The following is a 23,709-nucleotide window of genomic DNA, read 5'->3' as shown; positions in this document are numbered from 1 at the left end:
AATTTTTTTACAAAAACTGGCTCACAGTAAATAAAAATTGGTGTCAGGCACCATGTNNATGGTGCCTGACACCCTATATTTTACACTACTCCTAAATTCCACCTTGCCCTACATATTCCGGCGATACTGTCCGCCGACTTCGTAGAGGGCTCGTGTGATTTGGCCGAGGCTGGCGACTGGGACGGTATCCATGAGCGCGGCAAAGATGTTGCCGTTGGTGACGGCGGCCTCTTTTAAGCGCTGCAGTGCTTTCCCCGTCTCCGCCGCATGATGTTCTTGGAAGGCCCGTAAATTATGGATTTGCAGTTCCTTCTCTTCATACGAAGCGCGGGCTAATTCCATATTATTGACCTCTTCCTCAGACGGAGGATTTGGGTTCAAATACGTATTCACGCCGATAATCGGTAATTCGCCAGTATGCTTTTTCATTTCATAGTACATCGATTCATCCTGGATTTTACCGCGCTGGTACTGGGTTTCCATCGCCCCAAGAACACCGCCGCGGTCATTCAGGCGCTCAAACTCTTGTAAAACCGCTTCCTCGACAAGATCCGTTAGCTCCTCTACAATAAACGAACCTTGGAGCGGATTTTCATTTTTCGACAAGCCATGCTCTTTGGTAATAATCATTTGAATCGCCATCGCGCGGCGTACCGATTCCTCTGTTGGCGTCGTAATCGCCTCATCATACGCATTGGTATGAAGGGAATTACAGTTATCCTGCAGGGCCATTAACGCCTGCAGCGTCGTCCGGATATCATTAAAGTCAATCTCCTGCGCATGGAGCGAACGACCCGACGTCTGAACATGGTATTTCAATTTTTGGCTTCGCTCGTTCGCGCCATATTTATCGCGCATCACCGTAGCCCAAATTCGGCGGGCAACCCGGCCGATCACCGTATATTCCGGATCCAAGCCATTCGAGAAGAAGAACGATAAATTCGGTGCAAAGTCATCAATCTTCATGCCGCGGCTTAAATAATACTCCACATACGTGAACCCATTCGAGAGCGTAAACGCCAGCTGCGAGATCGGATTCGCCCCAGCTTCGGCAATATGATAGCCCGAAATGGAGACCGAATAATAGTTGCGCACCTGTTGGTCGATGAAGTATTGCTGAATATCACCCATCATCCGCAGTGCGAATTCAGTCGAGAAAATACATGTATTTTGGCCTTGATCTTCTTTTAAAATATCCGCCTGGACCGTACCGCGCACCGTCCGCAGTGTATACGCACGCACTTGCGCGAATTCCTCCACCGTTAAGACACGGCCAAGTTCCGCTTCTTTCCGCTGCACCTGCTGGTCAATTGCCGTATTCATAAACATTGCTAAAATAATTGGCGCTGGTCCATTGATCGTCATCGACACCGATGTCGACGGATGGCACAAATCAAAGCCGTCATATAACTTTTTCATATCATCTAATGTACAAACGCTGACGCCGCTTTCGCCAATTTTCCCGAAAATATCCGGACGGTAATCCGGATCTTCACCGTACAGCGTCACCGAGTCAAACGCCGTACTTAAGCGTTTAGCCGTATCATCCTTCGATAAATAATGGAAGCGGCGGTTCGTACGCTCCGGTGTCCCTTCCCCGGCAAACTGACGTTTCGGGTCTTCCCCTTCCCGCTTGAACGGAAACACCCCAGCTGTATACGGGAACGCACCAGGCACGTTTTCCTGGTAAACCCAGCGAAGGATTTCCCCGTAATCCTTATACTTCGGCAGCGCCACTTTCGGAATGTCGAGACCGGATAAGCTTTTCGATTTTAGCACCGTAATAATCTCTTTATCACGAATCCTCGTTACGAACTTATCTTTAGAATAGGCTGCCTTTGTCTCTGCCCACGAATCGAGAATCTTCCGAGATTCCGGTGTCAACTTCGACTCGGTCTCTTGCTTGATCGCTTCTAAAGCCGCAATCACGCCAGCATCGCTAACCGCTCCAATCGCCCCTTCCAACTGGAACAACTTCCGGGCAATCTCGGCCTGTTCTTCCGCTTTCCGATGATAGCCGCGGACCGTTTCAGAAATTTCCCGTAAATAATAACGGCGGTCGGTTGGGATAATCACATTTTGTTTTTCAACAAGAGCATTTTTGCTAAAAGAAGTCACCCAGCCCGTACCCATCTTGTCGTTCATTCTTTCAATCAAAGCGGCAAACAACCCATTCGTGCCCGGGTCATTAAATTGGCTCGCAATCGTCCCATAAACCGGCATATCATCAATGTCTTTTTCAAACAGCATATGACTGCGCTGATACTGCTTTTGGACCTGGCGCTTTGCATCCTCTGAGCCCTTGCGCTCAAACTTATTGATCACAATCAGGTCCGCAAAATCAATCATATCAATCTTTTCCAGCTGTGACGGCGCCCCAAACTCACTCGTCATCACATATAAGGAAACATCGCAAATCTCCGTGATGCCCGCATCGCCCTGACCAATCCCGCTCGTCTCGACAATCACGAGGTCAAAGCCCGCTGCCTTCGTGACCGCGACTGCATCCTTAATCGCCAGTGACAACTCACTTTTCGAATGCCTGGTTGCCAGCGAACGCATATACACATTCGGTGAAAAGATCGCATTCATTCGGATTCGGTCCCCTAACAGAGCACCGCCTGTCTTTTGCTTCGTCGGGTCGACTGATAGAATCGCTACCTTTTTATCCGGCAATTCATTAATAAAACGGCGGATCAATTCATCCGTCAATGAACTTTTTCCAGCACCGCCCGTCCCGGTGATCCCAACGACAGGAATCTGCTTCTCCATTGACTTCACTTGATCGAGCACTCGCTCAGCCGTAGCCGCTGCCTCATTCTTATCATCAACATGAAGTTCAGCTACCGTAATCAACTTCGCCACCGCATTAACATCCCCGCTCGGCAGTTTCTCAATTTGCTCGGCCACATCATGCGGAACCGTCGCAAAATCGCACTCCTCCACCATCCGGTCAATCATGCCCTGCAGCCCCAGCTTACGGCCATCCTCAGGTGAGAAAATCCACGCAATCCCGTGATCATGAAGCTCCTTGATTTCACGCGGAATAATAACGCCGCCCCCACCGCCAAAAATGCGGATATTCGGCGCACCCTTCTCCTTCAACAAATCGTACATATACTTGAAGTACTCCACGTGCCCGCCTTGATACGAAGAAATCGCAATCCCCTGCACATCCTCCTGAATCGCCGCGTTTACAACCTCCTCAACTGATCGATTATGACCAAGGTGGATCACCTCCGCTCCGCTAGCCTGCAGAATCCGCCTCATAATATTGATGGAAGCATCATGCCCGTCAAACAAACTCGAAGCCGTGACAAAGCGAATATGATGCTTCGGCTGATAATTCCCCATCGTTCTCCTCCTTTTGTAAACCTTTTATAAAAATGAACTCCATTCACTATTCGCAACTTGGCCATCATTACAACCGTGCTTTTGTCGACGAATGAATCCCGTGGAACAATTGCTCCGTTTGCAGTTCAATATACTCATCAAGTGTATATAATTTTTGCAATGCCCAGCGGCGGAACGCCCACATTTGTCCCTCGACAATAATGTTATGGGAGATTAATTCAATCTGTTTTTTTGATAACTGCAGCTCGCCATTTTCGACACAGCGGACGATCAAACTTTCAAACATCGCGGCCATTTCGATTTCTTTTTTCAGGACATAGGGAAGGGCATCCTTCGTCAGCGATTTCGCTTCTTGATACATGACAAGCACTTCATCCTGCATCTCATCGACGACACGGAAATAATGCCCGACACCTAACTTCAGACTGGAAAGCGTGCCATTTTTCTGCTCGAGGTCCTGCGCGAGGCGTTCGCTCACATGCTCATAAATGCTGTCGCACACAAGATAAAGAACATCTTCCTTAGAGCGGATGTATTCATAAAGTGTCCCAATACTAAAACCAGCCGCCTTGGCGATTTCCCGCGTCGTTGTCCGGTGAAAGCCCTTTTCCTTAAAAAGACTGACAGCCCCTTTAATCATTTGGTCACGCCGTTTCTGGACAAGGCGTTCATCCTTTACAGAAGCCAGTACATCCCGTTTTTTTTCCATCCTCTAACCGCCTTACTTCGTGATCATCCGCGAGATCACAAGTCGTTGAATTTCTTGTGTGCCTTCATAGATTTGCGTGATCTTCGCATCGCGCATGAATCGCTCAACTGGATAATCCTTTGTATAGCCATACCCGCCGAAGACTTGGACGGCCTCAGTGGTAACCTTCATCGCTGTATCGCCGGCAAGAAGCTTCGACATCGCCGATTCTTTGCCGTACGGCAGACCTTGTGACTCCAGCCATGCCGCTTGATATGTTAGTAGTCGTGAGGCCTCAATCCCGGTTGCCATATCGGCCAGTTTAAAGGCAATCCCTTGATTCGCTACGATTGGTTTTCCGAATTGATGGCGTTCCTTCGCATAGTCCGTTGCAGCATCAAGCGCACCTTGGGCAATCCCCACCGCTTGAGCGGCAATGCCGTTGCGGCCTCCATCAAGGGTCATCATCGCAATTTTAAAGCCTTCTCCTTCAGCCCCAAGTCGATTCGCAACTGGAACCTTGCAATCTTCAAAAATAATTTCTGTTGTCGGTGACGAACGGATCCCGAGTTTCTTTTCTTTTTTTCCAACCGAGAAGCCCGGGAAGTCGCTCTCGATAATAAACGCCGTCGTTCCTCGTTGTTTGCTTTCAGGGTCCGTTAATGCAAACACCACATAAATGTCAGCTACACCGCCGTTGGTAATGAAGATTTTCGAGCCATTGAGGACATAATGATCACCTTCAAGGCGGGCGGTGGTTCTCATTCCACCGGCATCTGAACCGCTGCCAGGCTCAGTTAAGCCATACGCACCAATTTTCGTCCCTTCTGCTAAGGCTCGCAGATACGTTTGCTTTTGCTCTTCACTGCCGTATTTAAAAATCGGCCAGCCCGCTAACGATGTATGTGCGGACAGTAGAACACCTGTTGACGCGTCAACACGGGACAGTTCCTCTACCGCAATACAATAAGCCAGGTAATCACTGCCAATACCGCCGTACTCTTCCGGCCACGGGATTCCCGTTAAACCCAGCTCCGCCATTTTGTCAAAAATCTCGCGGTCAAAGCGTTCTTCCTCATCGCGCTCCGCAGCCGTTGGCGCCACTTCATTCCGTGCAAAATCACGAACCATTTTCCGAATCATTTCATGTTCTTCAGATAGTTTAAAGTTCATTTCAAGTCCTCCTATTTGGATGAATATATATAATAAGATTAAGTTTTGAACTTAGATTACTGTCTAGCTCCAGCGCTTAGGAGCTCGGGGTCATAAGCTTATCTAGTTTCGGCCCCTTGGGACTCGAGTCATAAGCCTGTAGCCCCTAGGAAAAAATGAACTACTTTTTTCCCTGAAAAAAAAAACTACTTTTTTCCCTAGGAAAAAATGAACTACTTTTTTCCTTGGGCAAGGCGCTTCCGCTTTTCTTTACAGGTGCTTACTGATGACAATTCGTTGAATTTCGCTTGTGCCTTCATAAATTTCAGTAATTTTTGCATCACGGAAATAGCGCTCGACTGGATAATCTTCCGTATAGCCGTAGCCGCCGAATACTTGAATCGCTTCGGTTGTGACTTCGACCGCTGTTTTGGTGGCGAACAATTTCGCCATCGACGCCTCCAACGTACATTTTAATCCGTGCGTTCGTAAATAAGCAGCGCGATAGACTAATAGCTTCGCCGCTTCGACGCTGGTCGCCATGTCGGCCAGCTTAAAGCCAATTCCCTGTTGGGCAGCGATCGGCTTGCCAAATTGCTGACGGTCCCCGGCATAGGTCGTTGCAGCTGACAGTGCGGCCTCGGCAATCCCAAGTGCCTGAGTAGCAATTCCGATGCGGCCGACATCCAGGTTCGCCATCGCAATTTTAAAACCCTCGCCCTCGGCGCCAAGCATGTTTTCTGCTGGGACGTGCATGTCTTCAAAGGTGAGTTGGACAGTTCTGGAACCGTGCAAGCCCATTTTCTTCTCATCCTTGCCGACAATAAAGCCAGGGGTATTTTTTTCAACGATAAACGCAGAAATTCCCTTGCTGCCCAGTTCCGGATTCGTTTTTGCAAACACGATATAGACATCGGCCTCACCGCCGTTCGTAATGAATACCTTTGAGCCGTTGATTACATATTGATCGCCCTTCTTGACAGCACGGGACTTTAAGCTGGCCGCATCCGAACCGGAACTTGGCTCTGTTAAGCAAAACGCGCCGAGGTACTCCCCTGACGCCAATTTCGGCACGTATTTCTGTTTCTGCTGCTCGGTTCCAAAATATAGGATCGGGTTCGTGCAGACTGAGGTATGAACTGAAAGAATGACCCCGATTGTCGCACTGACCTTGGAAAGCTCATGGATCGCTAAGATATAGGAAGTGAAGTCCATCGCCGCACCGCCGTATTTTTCCGGGACAGGAATCCCCATTAAGCCAAGCGCACCCATTTTTCGGAGGATTTCACGCGGAAATTCTCCCCTTTCCATATTTTCAATGAATGGCACAATTTCGCTGTTAGCAAAATCGCGCACCATTTTTCGCATCATTTCTTGCTCTTCAGTGAATGAAAGATTCATGGTGGTCTCCCCTTTTGAGGAATGTACTAGTGTGGTGCTTATCATCATCACGACCCCTTTATCGAAGAAATGCTGTGTTTATTCGTACGTATAAAAACCGCGTCCTGTCTTCTTGCCAAGCCAGCCAGCTTTCACATATTTACGGAGAAGCGGGCATGGACGGTATTTGTCGTCGCCAAAGCCTTGGTGAAGCGTTTCCATAATATACAAACATGTATCCAAGCCGATAAAATCAGCCAAGGTTAACGGCCCCATCGGGTGATTCATACCGAGTTTCATCACTTCATCGATCGCTTCTTTCGTAGCCACGCCCTCATAGAGGGTATAAATTGCTTCGTTGATCATTGGCATCAGAATGCGATTGGAGACAAACCCTGGGAAGTCGTTCACTTCAACCGGTACCTTGCTAAAGGTTTTTGTCATATCTTCAATCACTTGGTACACTTCATCTGTTGTAGCGAGGCCGCGAATGATCTCGACGAGCTTCATGACCGGAACTGGGTTCATGAAGTGCATACCGATCACTTTCTCCGGACGCTTCGTGGCTGCCGCAATTTCCGTGATCGGCAATGATGAGGTATTGCTCGCGAGTATCGCGTGAGCTGGGGTAATTTCATCGAGCTGGGCAAAGATGTTTGTTTTGATGTCCATGTTTTCAATGGCGGCTTCAATGACGAGGTCGACGTCATGGGCATCGTTTAGGTCGGTGGACTCAGTAATGTTTCCGAGAATGGCTTGTTTTTGCTCTTCCGTAAGGCGTCCTTTGTCAACATTCCGTGTAAGTATTTTATTGATTCCAGCTAGGCCGCGTTCCACAAACTCTGGCTTTAAATCATTTAGAACGACTTGATACCCTGCTTGGGCACAAACTTGCGCAATCCCGGAGCCCATTTGTCCTGCACCAATGACCATCAACTTTGAAATCTTCATTCTTTCCCCTCCGAAGAAGGCCGGAAATCATTCCGACCTAGATTTTTTTATTTGGTATCTTCATAAGTTTTCTAGTGTTTTTTTCTAAAAAAGGCTCTTTGGTGTTTTGTGCGATTTCCAATATGTTTTGTGCCATTTTTCAGGAATTTTATGCCATTTTTAGATGGTTTTGTGCGAAAATCCAAGTGCTTTGTGCAATTAGACAATATATGGAAATCAACAACATCTATTAAACTTAAAAACTATCAACTAATTAGCCGCGCGGAACTTCAATCATCACGGCATCTCCCTGGCCGCCGCCGCTGCAAATGGCCGCAATCCCAATACCGCCGCCACGTCGCTTTAATTCATGCATTAGTGTGAGAATAATGCGCGCCCCGCTGGCCCCAATCGGATGACCTAAGGCGACCGCACCGCCATTGACATTGACCTTTTCTGGATCTAAACCTGCAATTTTCCCGCTCACTAAAGCCACTGCCGCAAAGGCTTCGTTGATTTCAAATAAATCGACTTCATCCACTGTTTTGTCTGTTTTTCGTAAAAGCTCATTGATTACTATGCCTGGCGTTTTTGGGAAGTCCTTTGCTTCCACCGCGACCGCCGCATGACCGATAATCACTGCTTCCACCTGCTTGCCTTCACGAAGTGCGCGCTCTTCACTCATTAGCACGAGAGCCGCCGCACCGTCATTGACCCCTGGCGCATTTCCTGCCGTAATGGTTCCCGTTGAATTAAAAACCGGCGCTAATTTAGCCAAGCGCGCTAGCGACGTATCCTTTCGCGGAGATTCGTCGGTCGCAACCACGACCGGAGCTCCTTTGCGCTGCGGAACCTCTACGGCAACGATTTCTTCGCCAAATTTTCCGCTCTCAATCGCCGCAATCGCGCGGACATGGCTTCTGAGTGCCCACTCATCCTGTGCCTCGCGGCTAATTTCCATATCATTAGCGGCCTCATTACCGTAGGTGCCCATGTGAACACCCGTAAAGCTGCATGTTAAGCCGTCATGAATCATTAGATCCTTAACTTGCGCGTCACCCATCCGGAAACCCCAGCGTGCTTTTGGAAGAAGATATGGCGCGTTGCTCATTGATTCCATCCCGCCTGCAACAATCACTTCCTCATCACCGGCGCGGATGATTTGATCGGCCAGCGTGACACTGCGCATTCCAGACGCACAAACCTTATTAATCGTTTCGGTTTTTACTTCCCATGGCAGTCCCGCGTGCTGAGCCGCCTGACGTGATGGAATCTGCCCCTGGCCCCCTTGTAGGACCGACCCAAGAATGACTTCCTCCACATCTTCCGGCTTCACGCCCGCACGAACTAATGCCTCTTTTACAGCAATTCCACCTAGTTGTGATGCGGTAAAGCTGCTTAAGGCGCCTCCTAATTTTCCAAAAGGTGTTCTAACTCCGCTTAAAATGACTGTTCTACCCATCTTACACACACTCCCCTGTTCATAATATTCAGACAAACCTTCGTAAAAAATAGCCGCAGGCGACTGAACGCTCGCTCAGACTCGATCCAAAAAAGAAACGCAGCCCGCTGCTTTTTAATAGTCTGTTTTCACATAGATTGTTGAATTTCGAATAAGTTAATCAACCCATAATCCTAGAAGCATTGTGGCATCTTTTCGTTAAGGACCTTGGCAAATATGCCCTTGTAACCATAGTAAGTGACCCTTATTAAGCTCCAAAATCAACAAAATTTACGAAAAGAGCTTTAAAAATATGGAAATGTAAGCGTTTTTTCTATACATTATATTCTACATAAAAAAGTGCAGAAGTTGAAATGTTTTACACAAAATTTTTAAAATTTTATGAATTCAACCTCTGCACTCATTAAAATCTACGCCACTTCCCCGCAAACCGCTTTTTCAAGCAGTTCTGCTACATCGTAAGTCGAGACCTTTTCTTCGACTTCTTTTGCCTTCGTTCCATCGGATAGCATCGTTAAACAGTATGGACAGCCAGAACTGATCACCGATGGATTAACCGCAAGAGCCTGCTCGGTTCTAGCCACGTTGATGCGGTGTCCGGTTTCTTCTTCCATCCACATCATCCCGCCGCCGGCACCACAGCACATCGCTTTCTCTCGGTTCCGCTCCATTTCTAGGAGCTTCACGCCCGGAATGGCTTTAAGAATCTCACGAGGCGCATCATAGACATCATTGTAACGCCCTAAATAACAGGAATCGTGGAAGGTAATCGTTTCATCAACAGCATGTTTCGGCACCAGTCTGCCATCACGGACCAACTCATAAAGAAGCTCGGTATGATGGAGTACTTCGACATCTGTTAAGCCGAAATCAGGGTATTCATTTTTGAAAATGTTATAGGCATGCGGGTCAATCGTGACGATCTTCTTGACCTCAGCCTTTTCAAATTCCTCAATATTTTTTGTCGCCAATTCCTGGAACAAGAACTCATTGCCGAGACGGCGCGGTGTATCACCAGAATTTTTCTCTTTGTTGCCGAGGATGGCAAATTTCACACCAGCTTCATTGAGCAATTTCGCAAACGATAATGCAATCTTTTGACTGCGGTTATCGTAAGAACCCATCGCGCCAACCCAGAAGAGGTATTCAAATTCTTCGCCGGCCTTACTCATTTCCTTCACGGTTGGTACATGAACATCTTCGCGGGCTTCACGCCAATTCTCCCGTTCTTTTCTGTTCAAGCCCCACGGATTGCCTTGGCGTTCGATATTGGTCATCGCGCGCTGCGCATCGGCATCCATTTTTCCTTCGGTTAACACTAGATAACGGCGCAGGTCGATAATTTTATCGACGTGCTCATTCATAACGGGACATTGATCTTCACAGTTTCTGCATGTCGTACACGCCCAAATTTCTTCTTCCGTAATGACATCGCCAATCAAGCTTGGACTGTATCCACCAGCTGCAGCCGACTCCTGAGCTCCTTGTCCTGCTGATGCAAGCGCCAGTTGATTCCCCGTTGTATTGCCAAACGCAAATGTTGGCACCCACGGCTGCTTCGAGGTAACGACAGCCCCATGATTGGTTAAATGATCACGCAGTTTCACGATTAAGTCCATCGGTGACAGCATTTTCCCTGTCCCAGTTGCCGGACACATATTCGTACAGCGGCCGCACTCGACGCAGGCATAAAAGTCAATCATTTGATGCTGCGTGAAGTCTTCTATTTTTCCAACCCCAAATGACTCTTGGGATTCATCTTCAAAATCAACTTTTGTTAGTTTCCCCGGCTTATCCAAGCGGTTAAAATACACATTCGCAGGTCCCGCAATTAAGTGGGCATGTTTGGACTGAGGAACGTACACTAAGAAGGTTAACAAGAACAATAAGTGCACCCACCAGGAAATGTAGAAAATCACAATGGAAGCAGTTTCATTTATCCCTGAAAAAATAACCGAAATCGCCGACGCAACTGGTTCCGTCCAGGAAGTCTCTTCGCCGTGCCAGATGATACTCATCCCATTGCCCAGCAGAACAGAAAGCATCAAGCCCCCGATAAAAATAAGAACAAGACCTGATTTAAAGTTCCGCTTCAAGCGGACTAACTTTTCCACATAACGGCGATAAAAAGCCCAAATCACCGCCACTAAGATCATCAATGTGACTAACTCTTGAAAGAAAGTGAACCCTGCATAGAGCGGACCAAGCGGAAGATGGGCTCCCGGTTTAATCCCTTTGATAATAAAATCAATCGCGCCAAATTGGACGAGGATAAAGCCGTAGAAGAACATGACGTGCATGATCCCGCTTTTTTTATCCTTCAACAATTTCTTTTGGCCAAATACATTGACCCAAATTTTTTGGAGCCGCTCTTTAACTTTGTCATCAAATTCAACTTTTTTCCCGAGTTTGATAAATTGTATCCGGGTCTTGACCACATACACGAACAAACTAATCGCGTAAGCGGTTACAGCAAGAAACGCAATCAAGTTAACCCATAATAACCCATTCATTGTATTGCCCCTTTCTTTGTTTTCCCCTTAACAACTACAAGAAAATAATTAATTTTCTGAATCTATACTTAACTCTATTATATTATGAGTGAGCACTCAGTCAACTGATTTTTTGAAAAGTTGGGTTAACTTATATTAAAGGGTACTTTCGGAAAAACTAACAAAACTGATAGGAGGAAAGATTTCTGATGAATTTGGCACTCATTTTGAGCGGACTATTTTTTCTCATCATTATATGGCTTGTTTTAGATTTTAATTTAGGTAGAAAGAAGCATCTTTCCATTGTCAGTAGAAGGGAAACAGCCATTATACATGGTGATTTGGATATCTTCACACACGGAAAAAAGTTGTTCGCCGACTATTTTCAGGAACTCAGAAACGCGAAAAAGCATATTCATGTGCTCTTTTATATTGTCAAAGATGATGCGATTAGTCAGGACTTTTTCACTATTTTAAAAGAAAAAGCCCGTGAAGGGGTGGAAGTTCGTCTTCTCGTGGACCGGCTTGGGAGTTTAAAGGTGAAGAAGGAGGCCATCCAGACGTTGCGCGAGACGGGCGTTCGCTTTGCTTTTAGTAATACCATTAAGCTTCCCTACCTGTTTTACTCTGCACAGGTTCGAAATCACCGTAAGATTACGATTATTGACGGGGAAATTGGCTATCTCGGCGGATTTAATGTTGGAAAGGAATATATCGATGAAGAGCCTTCTTTAGGGATTTGGCGCGATTACCATCTGAAAATCACCGGCCGGAGCGTTAATTTTTTGCAAACGGAGTTTTTGACTGACTGGCACGAGTATGGCGGCGAGGACCTTTTCGAAGATCCGTCCTATTTTCCGGTCTTGATTGACGGTCAGGTCCGCCACCGCTTTGTTCCGACAGAAGCCCAGCAGTTAGAAGAAAATTATTTAAAACTGATTCAACAAGCAGACGAATCGATGATCATTGGCTCGCCCTATTTTATCCCTTGTCAAAAAATTTTAGCGGCGTTACTGGCTGCCTTAAAGCGCGGCGTGCATATCTCGGTGATCGTCCCCTATACGGCTGACCATTTTCTTGTCCAAGAGGGGTCGTACCGCTACTTACGGAAGTTGATACAGGCGGGTGCCAACGTTTATCAATATAAAAAAGGGTTCTATCACGCCAAAACACTCATGATTGATGACAAAATCTGCGATATCGGCACCGCCAATTTTGATAAAAGAAGCATGTATTTAAACAAAGAAATCAACTGCTATATTTATGACAAGGCCTTTATTCACCGTTTGAAGGAGATTCTCGAGAAGGACATTGGGGACTCCGCTCCACTGACATTAGCGGTCCTTAACAAACCGAACCCGATCCGCTCATTTAAAGAAGGCATCGCTGGGCTTGTTTCCTATTTTTTATAAGTCTCTGTTAATCCGGCTTGTCGCTTTCCGCGGGCGGTCCGGGAGACTCCTCGGCGCTCCTGCGCCTGTGGGGTCTCCCTTGACCCACTTTTCCCGCAGGAGTCTCGTGCGCCTTCCGCCCAATTAACAATGAGTCTTAACAAAGCCTTTTATAAAAGGAGTTATTTTTATGAAGATTCGGTTTGGTTATGTATCTCACGCGATAAGCTTATGGGACGCCTCTCCGGCCAAGACGCTGACGTTTACACGTTATCAGGGGCTAAGCCCCGCCGAGCGCGAGGAAAAATTGCTGGAAGTGACGAAGCAAAATTTAAATCATACACTGCGGATGCTCTACTACAACATTGCTCATGAACTCGAATTGTACCGTTTATCGAGTTCGATTGTGCCGCTTGCGACACATCCAGAGGTGAACTGGGACTTTGTGACCCCTTTTCGCTCAGAATGGCTGGAGATTGGTGAACTCATAAAACGGAAGAACCTGCGCGTCAGCTTCCATCCAAATCAGTTCACACTGTTTACCTCGCCGCAAACGAAGATTACCGAAAACGCCGTGGTCGACATGCGTTACCATTATCGCATGTTTGAAGCGATGGGCCTTGAGCAGGTTGGACTGATTAATATTCATATTGGCGGGGCCTATGGTGATAAACAGCAAACCTTACCGCGATTCCATCAAAACTTAACAGCACTGCCTGCACCGATTAAACAGGTAATGACCTTAGAGAATGACGATAAGACGTACAATGCCGAAGAAACGTTAGCAGCCTGTGAAACGGAATCGATCCCGTTTGTGTTCGACTACCATCACCATATGGCCAATCTGTCCGAGACTTCTCTCGAGGAGCTGCTGCCACGGATTTTCCGGACCTGGGACCATGCTCACCACATCCCGAAGGTCCATATTTCCTCTCCTAAAAATGAGAAGGAATTCCGCTCCCATGCTGACTTTGTCGACCCAGAATTTGTCATGCCTTTTTTAAAAATGCTGCGCGAAATCGGGGCGGATGTTGATTTCATGATTGAGGCGAAAGCAAAGGATCAAGCCGCACTGAAATTAATCGAGGATCTAAGCCGGCTCCGTGGCTTTAAACGGATAAGCGGCGGGGCGGTTAAGGTGAAATAAACAAGCATATCGCCTGACGATATAGAAAAGAGTCTTCGAATCAGCTCGAAGACTCTTCTTTATTCCTCAATTAACTGTAGAACCGGAACGTCACGCTCATTATCCGGGTCATTCCGTGAGTAAATTCTCGCCACCTGTGTTGCTTCATCGACATGTTGAATGATTACTGGCGTCCCCTCGTAGGTAACATAAATCATATCGGCAGATTCCACAATTTCCTTGGCTCGTCCCACATTCATTTCGTTTCATCCACTCCCTTGGTTAAAGTCCCTACTAGTATTTGCCATTTCATTGTTAATATTCATATATATGGACAAGGTTAGCTAAATAGAGCACTTTTACAGGGCAGGGAAAGGAGAAAATTTTGCGCGGGGAATTGGTTACTGTCCAGATTTGAGACTTACTGTCGACTTTTTTTAGTTTACTGTCCAGCTGCGAGGTTTACCGTCAGCCTTGACGAGCTTCCTGTCCACTTGGTCCATGTTACTGACCACTTTTAAAAATTTATTGTCCAACCTATACAATTTATACTATTCACACAACAACGACCTCCAAAAAGGCCCCCTTACCTAAGTAAGAGAGCCCAAACATCACTACATTTTTTCTGGAGCTGAAACCCCAATCAATGCAAGCGCATTGCGAAGCGTAATTTGCACCGCCCGCACCAACGCGAGGCGCGCCTTAGTGCGCTCTACATTATCAGGATCAAGCACCTTTTCCGCATTATAGAAACTGTGGAACGTCGACGCTAAATCAAAGATATAGTTTGTTATCCGGTGTGGGACGCGCTTTACTGCGGCCTCCCCTACAGCTGCCGGGAACTCCCCAATCTTCTTCAATAAATCCATTTCCTTTTCCGACGACACCAATGAAAAATCAGCATCAGCCGTCACCTGAACACCCTGCTCCTCTCCAGAACGCAGGATACTAGAAATCCGTGCATGGGCATAATGAGCATAATAAACCGGATTTTCATTCGACTCCGACACCGCTAAATCCAAATCAAAATCCATATGCGTATCCGAACTGCGCATCGCAAAGAAATAACGCGTCGCATCGAGACCGACTTCATCAACCAAATCACGCATCGTCACCGCTTTACCAGTACGCTTACTCATCTTCATCTTTTCCCCGTTCTTATAAAGATGAACGAGTTGAATGATTTCCACCTCAAGGGTATCACGGTCATAACCTAACGCTTGAAGTGCTGCCTTCATCCGTGGAATATAGCCGTGGTGATCCGCACCCCAAATGTTAATCAACTTTTCAAAACCGCGATCCAGCTTGTCCTTGTGATACGCAATATCCGGCGTCAAATACGTGTAAGAACCATCCTGCTTAATCAACACGCGGTTTTTATCATCGCCGAAATCCATTGAACGAAGCCATGTCGCACCATCTTCCTCGTACACATAACCGCTCGCACGAAGCGCCTCAAGTGCCTCATCAATTTTTCCATTTTTATAAAGGGACGTCTCTGAGTACCACACATCAAAACCAACGCGGAAATCCTCAAGATCCTGCTTCAGCTTGGCCATTTCATACTTCAAACCGTACTCACGGAAAAATTCCTGGCGCTCTTCCTCGGAAACATGAACATACTTGTCGCCAAATTCCTCAGCTAAGGTTTTCCCAATACCAATAATATCAGCGCCATGGTAGCCACCCTCCGGCATGTCTTTATCCAAACCAAGTGCCTGGAAATAACGCGCCTCCACCGACAATGCGAGATTATTAATCTGATTACCAGCATCATTAATATAATACTCACGCGAAACATCATAGCCGGCCTTCGCTAAAATATTACAAAGCGAGTCACCAACCGCTGCACCGCGGGCATGACCAAGGTGCAAGTCACCTGTTGGATTAGCCGACACAAACTCGACCTGAATCTTTTGACTACCGCCCACCGTCGTCTCACCGTACTTCTCCCCGGCATTTAGGACCGTCGGGATCAGCTCGGTTAAATAACTATTATTCATATAAAAATTGATAAACCCTGGCCCCGCGATTTCAATTTTTTCAATCGATGCCTTCGAGCGGTCGATATTTGCAACTAACGCCTCCGCAATCACACGTGGTGCCTTCTTCGCGACCCGTGCCAACTGCATCGCCATATTCGTCGAATAATCGCCGTGAGCCTTCTCCTTTGGTGTTTCTAAAACCACATCCGGAATCTGCTCCTCCGACGCCAGCTCCGCTTTCAACACCGCCGCACGAATCTCTTCTTTTAACTTACTTTGCACTTGTTCAACTATGTTCATTGTTATCCTCCTGAAAGGTAATTTCCAAATGGTATGTACCGGCAGGCGACCCCTGCATCGAAAAATCATAAAGAATGTCAATCAGGCCATCTGAATGCTCGATCCGCTTGGCCAGCGTCATCGTCTCAAAAGACCCAAACGGCATTTCATAACTGCCGCGCAGCTTTTTATGCAAGCGAAACGGCAAGCGCATCTTCACCGCACCACCGCGCAAAATCAGCGCCTCATCCCCGGCCACCTTCACAATTGTCCGGACACTGCCCTCATCCTGCACCTCTTCATACTTAAGAAACACAGCACCATCTTTTTCAAGATAGCGGCCAAACAGAGACAACTCATAGACTTCCTTGCCCCCATGCTGATGAATTGTCGTTTTCACATTAATTTTCATCGGAATTTCAGTCGTAGACAAACTTAATGGCACTTCCCTTTTTTCTTTTTTAAAAAGGAACTCAGTTTCACTCTATTAGAATGGTTCTAGTCCTAGTAATTGACGTTTCTGCTCTAATGCATACTTTTTCTATTATAAACATTGCTCGGCCACAAATCAAAAAATGCCTGCCCTGAAGAAAGGGACAGGCACGTTGCCTTTGGGGTGATAGGAAATTTCAATTTCCTGTTGGCAAAAAAACTATTTCACCCAGCCAAGCAGCATTTCACGAATTAACTTACTTGCAGTATTGGCCGTTTGCTCCGATGGGTCATAAATTGGCGCCACTTCTACTAGGTCACCGCCGACTACCTTCACTTCGGAACGGGCAATTTCATGAATGGAAGCAAGCAGCTCTTTTGAAGTGATACCGCCGCAATCCACCGTACCTGTGCCAGGTGCATGTGCTGGATCAAGAACATCGATGTCGATTGTGACATAGACCGGACGGCCTGCAAGTGTCGGCAGAATTTCTTTTAACGGCTCGAGGACTTCAAACTTCGAAATATGCATCCCGTTTTGTTTCGCCCATTCGAACTCTTCCTTCATTCCAGAACGTATCCCAAACGAATAGACGTTACTTGGCCCAATATGTTCCGCAATCTTGCGGATCGGGGTCGAGTGCGATAATGGTTCGCCTTCATATTCCTCACGCAAATCAGTATGCGCATCAAAATGAATAATTGCTAAATCCGGGTACTTTTTATAAACAGCCTTCATCACTGGCCACGAAACAAGATGCTCGCCGCCCATCCCAAGCGGGAACTTGCCGGCTGCAAGGACTTGATCGACAAAGTCTTCAATTATGTCGATACTCTTTTGCGGGTTTCCGAACGGAAGCGGAATATCACCGGCATCGAAGTATTTAACCTCTTCCAGCTCGCGGTCTAGGTAGGCGCTGTATTCTTCTAAACCGATCGACACCTCACGGATGCGGGCTGGACCAAACCGCGAACCTGGGCGGTAACTAACTGTCCAATCCATCGGCATCCCGTACAAAACAACCTGACTCTCCTCAAAATTCGGATGACTCTTAATAAACACATTCCCTGAATACGACTCATCAAAACGCATCTATGTATCCCTCACTCTCTATGTAATAACACTTATAAAGCAGCTATTGGCGACCGCCAAGCCCCTTTTCCTAGTGTTCGGTCACTTAGAACCGCTCTATTTTACCGAACTCGCTCTTTTCCCTCTTCTTCGGTTACATAAAAGCGCTCTATGTTACCGAATTCGCTCTTTTCCCTCGACTTCGGTCACATAAAACCTCTCTATGTTACGAACCCGCTCTTTTTCCTCTACTTCGGTCACATAAAACCACTCTATGTTACCGAACCCACTCTTTTTTCCCGAGTTCAGTCACATAGACATACTTTATTTACAAATACTCTTACTTCACTAAATCCCCAACGAATTTCGGTAAGACGAATGCTGCTTTGTGAAGCTCTTTTGTGTAGTATTTTGTTTCGATCTCATGGAAGCGGTCTTCGCTTACTGTTAGTGGATCGTATTTCTTAGAACCGATCGTGAATGCCCACAAGCCGCTTGGATAGGTTGGGATATTCGCAACATACAAACGAGTAATTGGGAAGATTTCGCGAACATCGCGTTGAACGTTACGAATTAAATCCGCTTTGAACCATGGATTATCGGACTGCGCCACAAAGATGCCATCTTCCTTCAACGCTTTTGAAATCCCTGCATAGAACCCTTTAGTAAAGAGGTTTACAGCAGGTCCGACTGGCTCAGTGGAATCAACCATAATCACGTCATACTCATTGTCGCTGTTTGCGATATGCATAAAGCCGTCGTCCACTTGGACATCGACACGCGGGTCATCCAGCATGCCTGCAATTTCTGGAAGGAATTTCTTAGAATACTCGATTACTTTGCCATCAATATCAACAAGCGTTGCTTTTTTCACGCTTGGATGCTTTAAAACCTCGCGAATTACGCCGCCATCGCCGCCGCCAACAACTAGGACATTCTCAGGATTTGGGTGAGTAAATAGCGGAACGTGCGCCACCATTTCGTGGTAAACAAACTCATCGCGGACAGATGTCATGACCATGTCGTCTAAAAGAAGCATGTTGCCCCACTCTTCTGTTTCAATCATATCTAACTTTTGGAACTCTGTTTGCTCTGTATGTAAGGTTTTATTTACTTTCATCGTGATTCCAAAATTTTCGGTTTGCTTCTCGGTAAACCAAATTGACATGCTTACATCTTCCTTTCAACTCTCATTTTCAAAAAAACTGTCCCGCCCCAGTGCCCAACGCACAGGAACTTCCGCTTTTCTTTTTATAGTACCCAAACCATTGAATTACAAACACAAGAAAAAGTCTAGCAAAATTTAAATAAATAAACCAAAAAATGTTTAAAATGACTCTATTTTTTCAATACTATTACTATCTATTTTTTTAAAAACTGGAAAAACGAGGCTAGCTGCAGCGCCTAGCCCTTCGAGGTCGCTTCGATCCTGTCGATGAAGTCAAAGAACGACTTCACCGCCAGGCTCTCCAGCGCTTGTGGGGGCTGACCACTAAGGAAAGCTCCTTAGAATGGTCATCGCAGGAACAAGCTGTGCTTGGTCCGAAGGCGCCTCCGCTTTTCAAAAGGGGTGGTGAACATCATGGAAATCATGACTGATCAAGGGTTTAGGAAGACGATTAAATATTTGCGCGCAGTTATTTTCATCAGCTTGATAGGCATGGTTTGTATGCTTATTCTCTTCCTTGGAATTCTTGCCTATGCAAAAATTTTAGGGGCACCACCGCTCGCTGTTCCGCAATCGACCCTATTATTTGCAGATGACGGGACATTAATTGGCGAGAGTAATAGCGGCCAAAAACGGTATTGGAGCCGTTTAAAGGATATTTCTCCGGAGCTGGTCGATGCGACCATTTCAATTGAAGATAAAAACTTTTACGAACACCATGGCTTTGATTTTAAGCGGATTGCCGGGGCTGTGTTAGCGGATGTTCAAGCGTTTGCGAAGGTCCAGGGCGCGAGCACTATCACGCAGCAGTATGCGCGAAATCTATTTCTGGAACATGACAAAACCTGGACGCGGAAACTACACGAGGCTTTTTATACGATCCGCATCGAGATGAATTATTCCAAGAAAGAAATTCTTGAAGGCTATTTAAATACTATTTATTATGGCAACGGTGCCTATGGTGTGGAGGCAGCAAGCCAATATTATTTTGGAAAAAAAGCAGCGGACTTAACTCTTGCCGAAGCAAGTATGCTGGCAGGAATTCCAAAAGGACCGGGCATATACTCCCCGCTTGCCTCAATGGAACATGCCAAAAGCCGCCAAGCGATTATTCTAAAAAGCATGGTGACCAATCATTACATCACGAAAAAGGAAGCCATCGATGCCGCCATGCGGCCTGTGACCATTGTGGGCAGTCACAATAAGCAAAAGGTGAAGGTTGCCCCCTATTTTCAGGATGCGGTCAGAAATGCCTTAAAAAATCAATTACATCTAGATGAACGCACGATTGCCCTTGGCGGTTTAAAAGTCTATACCACTCTTAACCGTAAACAGCAGGAGGCGGCGGAAAGCCAGGTTCATAAATATGTAGCGAATTTATCGGAAATTCAAGTCGGACTTGTCGCTATGGACCCGAAAAACGGCTATGTTAAAGCGATGGTCGGCGGCCGCGACTATGAAAAAAGTCCGTTTAACCGTGCCGTACAGGCGATTAGGCAGCCAGGGTCAACCATCAAACCGCTCCTTTACTACGCGGCTCTCGAGCAAGGCTTTACGCCATCCTCAACGATGCGCAGTGAATTTACGACCTTCCATTTTGATGATGGCCAGCCTGACTATACACCGCATAACTTTAACAATAAGTATGCGGACGGTGAAATTACTCTCGCCCAGGCGCTCGCTGTTTCCGACAATATTTATGCCGTCAAAACGCATTTATTTTTAGGAGAAGATACCTTAATTGAAACGGCGAAGAAATTCGGTCTTTCATCCAAAATGGCGCATGTCCCGTCCCTGGCATTGGGGACTTCCGGTGTCCGCGTCATTGAAATGGCGAATGCCTACAGTCTGTTGGCTAATGGCGGAAAAAAAGTTAGTCCCACCTTAATTACAAGAGTAGAAGATTACAACGGCAACGTGATATATGAAAAACAAGAGGAAAACGAAAAGGTGTTAGATCCCGCTAAGGCGTATGTGATGACGCAAATGATGACGGGGATTTTCGATTCAAAGCTAAACGGCTATGCGAAGGTAACAGGCAGCACGGTCATCAACGATATTACCCGGCCGTATGCAGGGAAATCTGGCTCGACGGAAACCGACAGCTGGATGATTGGCTACTCCCCGCAGCTGGTGACCGCCGTCTGGGCAGGATATGATATGGGAAAACCGATTGAACTCGTTGCGGAAAAAACGTACGCGAAGAATATCTGGGCAAATTTCATGGAAGAGGCCTTAAAAGGCAAGCCCGTCAAGGCGTTTAAGGCGCCGAAGGAAGGGGTTACTGGGGTCTATGTTGATCCAACAAATGGCAAACTGGCGACAAAGGATTGCCCGGTGCGCCGCTTCACCTACTTCGTGACCGGCACCGAACCAACCGAATATTGCACCGAACATCTAAAAAATCATGAATCTGTCCCTGAGAAGCATAAGGGCGCCAAAAAACTTCCTTGGTATAAGAAAATAATGCCATGGAGTTAGACAGAAAAGCGGAAGCGCCTTGATCAGGGAAAAAATAGTTCATTTTTTCCTAGGGGCTTATGACTCCGAGCCCCTAGGCGCTGGAGCTAGACAGATATAAGTGTTTTATTGAAATAGAAAAGCTCCGGAAAAATTCCGGAGCTTTTCTTGTCCTAGTTTTACATTGTTTTAACAAAGAATATGATACTATAATTTTCAAAAAAATTACAAGCATTAATTTTACTTAGCAAGTAAACCTCTTTTGAGTTCATCCGTTGAGTTGTTCCACAAAACTTCATTATGATTGCGTAAGAATTCTGCTAAGACCCTTTTCGAATTCTCATCCATTTCGTCGACAATGATATGACGCTTCAGCGACTTATCCATGCGGTTAACGTGCTCAGGCAAGGATTTGTAGCCGCGCCGGATTTCCCGATCGACGGTCATGAAGCAGGCCGTAACGCCAGCATAGTACGGTCCTTCTTGCTTGCGGTCAATCGTAACCCACACAAGCCAATACGGTTTCCCGTTCGGAACCTCTTCTTGATTTTTCAAAAATTTAATCCCTTTTTCAACGGCGCTGCGAGCATGCATGGCGCCGACATCAATCTCCGCCTCCCCGGCATCGACATCAATGATGACAGGCGAAACATTATCAAGACTTAAGGCCCCTTTTCCATAACCTTTATGACCATCAGTCGGATCACTTTTGATGATATTAAAACCAAGTTTCTTCTTATTTTCCTCCATTGAAACAAAACCTCCTAATAAAACAACATACTGAAGAATTGACTTAACCCATCCCATACCCACGGAATGACCACCGCAAAAATCGGTTCAATCGTATAGTTATCGAGCGGGGTAAAAACTAAAATTAAAAAGATTAATCCACCATACTGTTCATATTGGGTCATTTTCGCACGAATATGCGTCGGTGCTAAATCCTCAATAATCCGGTATCCATCAAGCGGTGGGAATGGCAGCAGATTAAAGATAAACAGTACAATATTAAGCCGGATAAAGATTTCAAGAAAGGTGTAAAAACTTTCGGGCGCTGCGGCACCGAAACGGTTTAGCCCAAACGCAACAACAAAGCCGAGTGAAGCTAAGATTAGGTTGCTAAGCGGCCCGGCAACAGAGACGAGAATGCTTGCGAGACGGGGCTTTTTAAAGAAAAAGCGATTAACCGGTACCGGACGGGCCCAGCCGAAGCCGGCGATAAAAATTAAAATCGTTCCAATCGGATCCAGGTGTTTAATCGGATTTAACGTCAACCGACCTTGGTTTTTCGCGGTCATGTCACCGAATTTATAGGCAACAAAGGCGTGGGCAAACTCATGAAACGTAAAGGCAATCATCAGGGTAATCGCCAGATAAGGAATCATACTTAACGGATAGGCAAGAAAACTGAAATTTTCCAACACCATATCTCCTTCCATCTCCAACGGATGGCACACTTTGGCTGCACACAGACTCCGTTGTCATCTATCTATATTCCTTTTAGTATACATGAAATCGTTTCAAAAAAGAAAATCAAAAGTATCATCGGTTATTGCACTTTTCGTCAAATTATGGAACACTATCAGAGAAAAGCCGAAGTGATATATAGGAGGAAAAAACATGCCATACGTTACCGTAAAAATGCTTGAAGGCAGATCAGACGAACAAAAGCGTGACCTAGTTACAAAAGTAACTGATGCAGTCAGCGAAACAACAGGAGCTCCAAAAGAAGCCATCCACGTTATGATCGAAGAAATGAGCAAAAACCACCTTGGAATCGCCGGGGTACGAAAAAGCGATCAATAGAGGTAGTGGTAGTGATAGTAATAGTGGTGTCAGGCACCATGTGAAAAATTCACATGGTGCCTGACACCTTTTTTATGACAAAAATTTGATCTCGTCTTTGGAGCTGCCGAGTTTTAGTTTTTCGAGTTCGAGTTTCATTTTTTCGGTTTCTGCTAAGTAATTGATGTGTTTGAGTTTTTCGAGCTCCAGTTCATCTTTCAGCATCTTGGCCTTGATTTTTGACTGCTTTTGAAAATGGCCGGTGATGATGGCGGTAATCGGAATTCCAAATACCATTATGACTGCAATCGTTCCTGTCATTGCGAGCGCCCTCCTCGAGTATGATCATTTTTACCTCATTACCCAAATCATAACAAATCACTAACCAAAAGAATAATAATTTATCTGAAAATTAAGTAACTTCAATAACAAACTTTCACTCGGAACCAGGTGATATGTTTTTCGGACCACCTCCGATGGACAAAATCCTAATGCTAACTGGAAAAATGTCTTTCGGATCCCCAACGATGGACAAAAATCCTCATCCTAACTG

The 23,709-nt window shown here is 46.2% G+C and carries 19 protein-coding genes; 4 read left to right on the top strand and 15 right to left on the bottom strand.

Annotated features, from left to right (window positions below):
- Positions 1–108: 108 nt before the first annotated feature.
- From icmF to V7137_RS00785, 7 genes are all read right to left on the bottom strand, one after another.
- Complete coding sequence (gene icmF / locus V7137_RS00815; protein ID WP_335455731.1) at positions 109–3,354, bottom strand: fused isobutyryl-CoA mutase/GTPase IcmF; 3,246 nt, start codon at positions 3,352–3,354, stop codon at positions 109–111.
- Positions 3,355–3,421: 67 nt separating this feature from the next.
- On the bottom strand, positions 3,422–4,063 hold the full coding sequence (locus tag V7137_RS00810) for a TetR/AcrR family transcriptional regulator (protein ID WP_335455728.1): 642 nt from the start codon (positions 4,061–4,063) through the stop codon (positions 3,422–3,424).
- A 12-nt stretch (positions 4,064–4,075) separates the two neighbouring features.
- On the bottom strand, positions 4,076–5,215 hold the full coding sequence (locus tag V7137_RS00805) for an acyl-CoA dehydrogenase (RefSeq protein WP_335455726.1): 1,140 nt from the start codon (positions 5,213–5,215) through the stop codon (positions 4,076–4,078).
- A 249-nt stretch (positions 5,216–5,464) separates the two neighbouring features.
- The gene (locus tag V7137_RS00800) at positions 5,465–6,595 is read right to left on the bottom strand and encodes an acyl-CoA dehydrogenase (RefSeq protein WP_335455723.1); all 1,131 of its coding nucleotides are present in this window, start codon (positions 6,593–6,595) and stop codon (positions 5,465–5,467) included.
- Positions 6,596–6,673: 78 nt separating this feature from the next.
- On the bottom strand, positions 6,674–7,525 hold the full coding sequence (locus V7137_RS00795; RefSeq protein WP_335455720.1) for a 3-hydroxybutyryl-CoA dehydrogenase: 852 nt from the start codon (positions 7,523–7,525) through the stop codon (positions 6,674–6,676).
- 253 nt (positions 7,526–7,778) lie between these two features.
- Positions 7,779–8,966: an acetyl-CoA C-acetyltransferase gene (locus tag V7137_RS00790; RefSeq protein ID WP_335455717.1), complete on the bottom strand. Its 1,188-nt coding sequence runs from the start codon at positions 8,964–8,966 to the stop codon at positions 7,779–7,781.
- Positions 8,967–9,376: 410 nt separating this feature from the next.
- Complete coding sequence (locus V7137_RS00785) at positions 9,377–11,479, bottom strand: (Fe-S)-binding protein (RefSeq protein ID WP_335455715.1); 2,103 nt, start codon at positions 11,477–11,479, stop codon at positions 9,377–9,379.
- Positions 11,480–11,667: 188 nt separating this feature from the next.
- On the opposite strand from V7137_RS00785, the gene cls reads away from it, so the two are divergent.
- Complete coding sequence (gene cls / locus V7137_RS00780; RefSeq protein ID WP_335455712.1) at positions 11,668–12,870, top strand: cardiolipin synthase; 1,203 nt, start codon at positions 11,668–11,670, stop codon at positions 12,868–12,870.
- A 169-nt stretch (positions 12,871–13,039) separates the two neighbouring features.
- Positions 13,040–13,996: a UV DNA damage repair endonuclease UvsE gene (gene uvsE, locus V7137_RS00775; protein WP_335455709.1), complete on the top strand. Its 957-nt coding sequence runs from the start codon at positions 13,040–13,042 to the stop codon at positions 13,994–13,996.
- 59 nt (positions 13,997–14,055) lie between these two features.
- Here uvsE and V7137_RS00770 read toward each other — a convergent pair whose 3' ends face one another.
- From V7137_RS00770 to speE, 5 genes are all read right to left on the bottom strand, one after another.
- Positions 14,056–14,235 carry an H-type small acid-soluble spore protein gene (locus tag V7137_RS00770; RefSeq protein WP_335455707.1) on the bottom strand — a complete coding sequence of 60 codons (180 nt, stop codon included), beginning with the start codon at positions 14,233–14,235 and terminating at the stop codon, positions 14,056–14,058.
- Positions 14,236–14,589: 354 nt separating this feature from the next.
- On the bottom strand, positions 14,590–16,260 hold the full coding sequence (gene argS, locus V7137_RS00765) for an arginine--tRNA ligase (protein ID WP_335455704.1): 1,671 nt from the start codon (positions 16,258–16,260) through the stop codon (positions 14,590–14,592).
- Positions 16,247–16,672, bottom strand: coding sequence for a DUF1934 domain-containing protein (locus V7137_RS00760; RefSeq protein WP_335455703.1), 426 nt, complete (start codon positions 16,670–16,672; stop codon positions 16,247–16,249). Before V7137_RS00760 ends, argS begins: the two co-directional genes overlap by 14 nt.
- 219 nt (positions 16,673–16,891) lie before the next feature.
- Positions 16,892–17,764 carry an agmatinase gene (speB, locus tag V7137_RS00755; RefSeq protein ID WP_335455700.1) on the bottom strand — a complete coding sequence of 291 codons (873 nt, stop codon included), beginning with the start codon at positions 17,762–17,764 and terminating at the stop codon, positions 16,892–16,894.
- A 319-nt stretch (positions 17,765–18,083) separates the two neighbouring features.
- Positions 18,084–18,911 (bottom strand): spermidine synthase, encoded by an 828-nt coding sequence (gene speE / locus V7137_RS00750; protein ID WP_335455697.1) that lies wholly within the window; start codon positions 18,909–18,911, stop codon positions 18,084–18,086.
- Between the two features lie 414 nt (positions 18,912–19,325).
- Between speE and V7137_RS00745 the strand changes: the two genes are divergently transcribed.
- On the top strand, positions 19,326–21,392 hold the full coding sequence (locus V7137_RS00745) for a transglycosylase domain-containing protein (protein ID WP_335696397.1): 2,067 nt from the start codon (positions 19,326–19,328) through the stop codon (positions 21,390–21,392).
- 219 nt (positions 21,393–21,611) lie between these two features.
- Here the strand turns inward: V7137_RS00745 and V7137_RS00740 are convergent, their stop codons facing one another.
- Positions 21,612–22,121 carry a YwhD family protein gene (locus V7137_RS00740; RefSeq protein WP_335696396.1) on the bottom strand — a complete coding sequence of 170 codons (510 nt, stop codon included), beginning with the start codon at positions 22,119–22,121 and terminating at the stop codon, positions 21,612–21,614.
- 14 nt (positions 22,122–22,135) lie between these two features.
- Positions 22,136–22,756: a site-2 protease family protein gene (locus V7137_RS00735; RefSeq protein ID WP_420490072.1), complete on the bottom strand. Its 621-nt coding sequence runs from the start codon at positions 22,754–22,756 to the stop codon at positions 22,136–22,138.
- A 235-nt stretch (positions 22,757–22,991) separates the two neighbouring features.
- On the opposite strand from V7137_RS00735, the gene V7137_RS00730 reads away from it, so the two are divergent.
- Entirely contained in the window at positions 22,992–23,177 is a 186-nt protein-coding gene (locus tag V7137_RS00730; RefSeq protein ID WP_335455692.1) for a 2-hydroxymuconate tautomerase, read from the top strand.
- 72 nt (positions 23,178–23,249) lie between these two features.
- Here the strand turns inward: V7137_RS00730 and V7137_RS00725 are convergent, their stop codons facing one another.
- Positions 23,250–23,477 carry a hypothetical protein gene (locus tag V7137_RS00725; RefSeq protein WP_335455689.1) on the bottom strand — a complete coding sequence of 76 codons (228 nt, stop codon included), beginning with the start codon at positions 23,475–23,477 and terminating at the stop codon, positions 23,250–23,252.
- Positions 23,478–23,709: the final 232 nt, after the last annotated feature.

Origin of the sequence: Neobacillus drentensis (assembly GCF_036962765.1) — a bacterium.
Classification (GTDB): Bacteria; Bacillota; Bacilli; order Bacillales; family Cytobacillaceae; genus Neobacillus; species Neobacillus drentensis_C.
The sequence above is the reverse complement of the archived record's forward strand: the minus strand, read 5'-3'. Positions and strand labels throughout refer to the sequence as shown.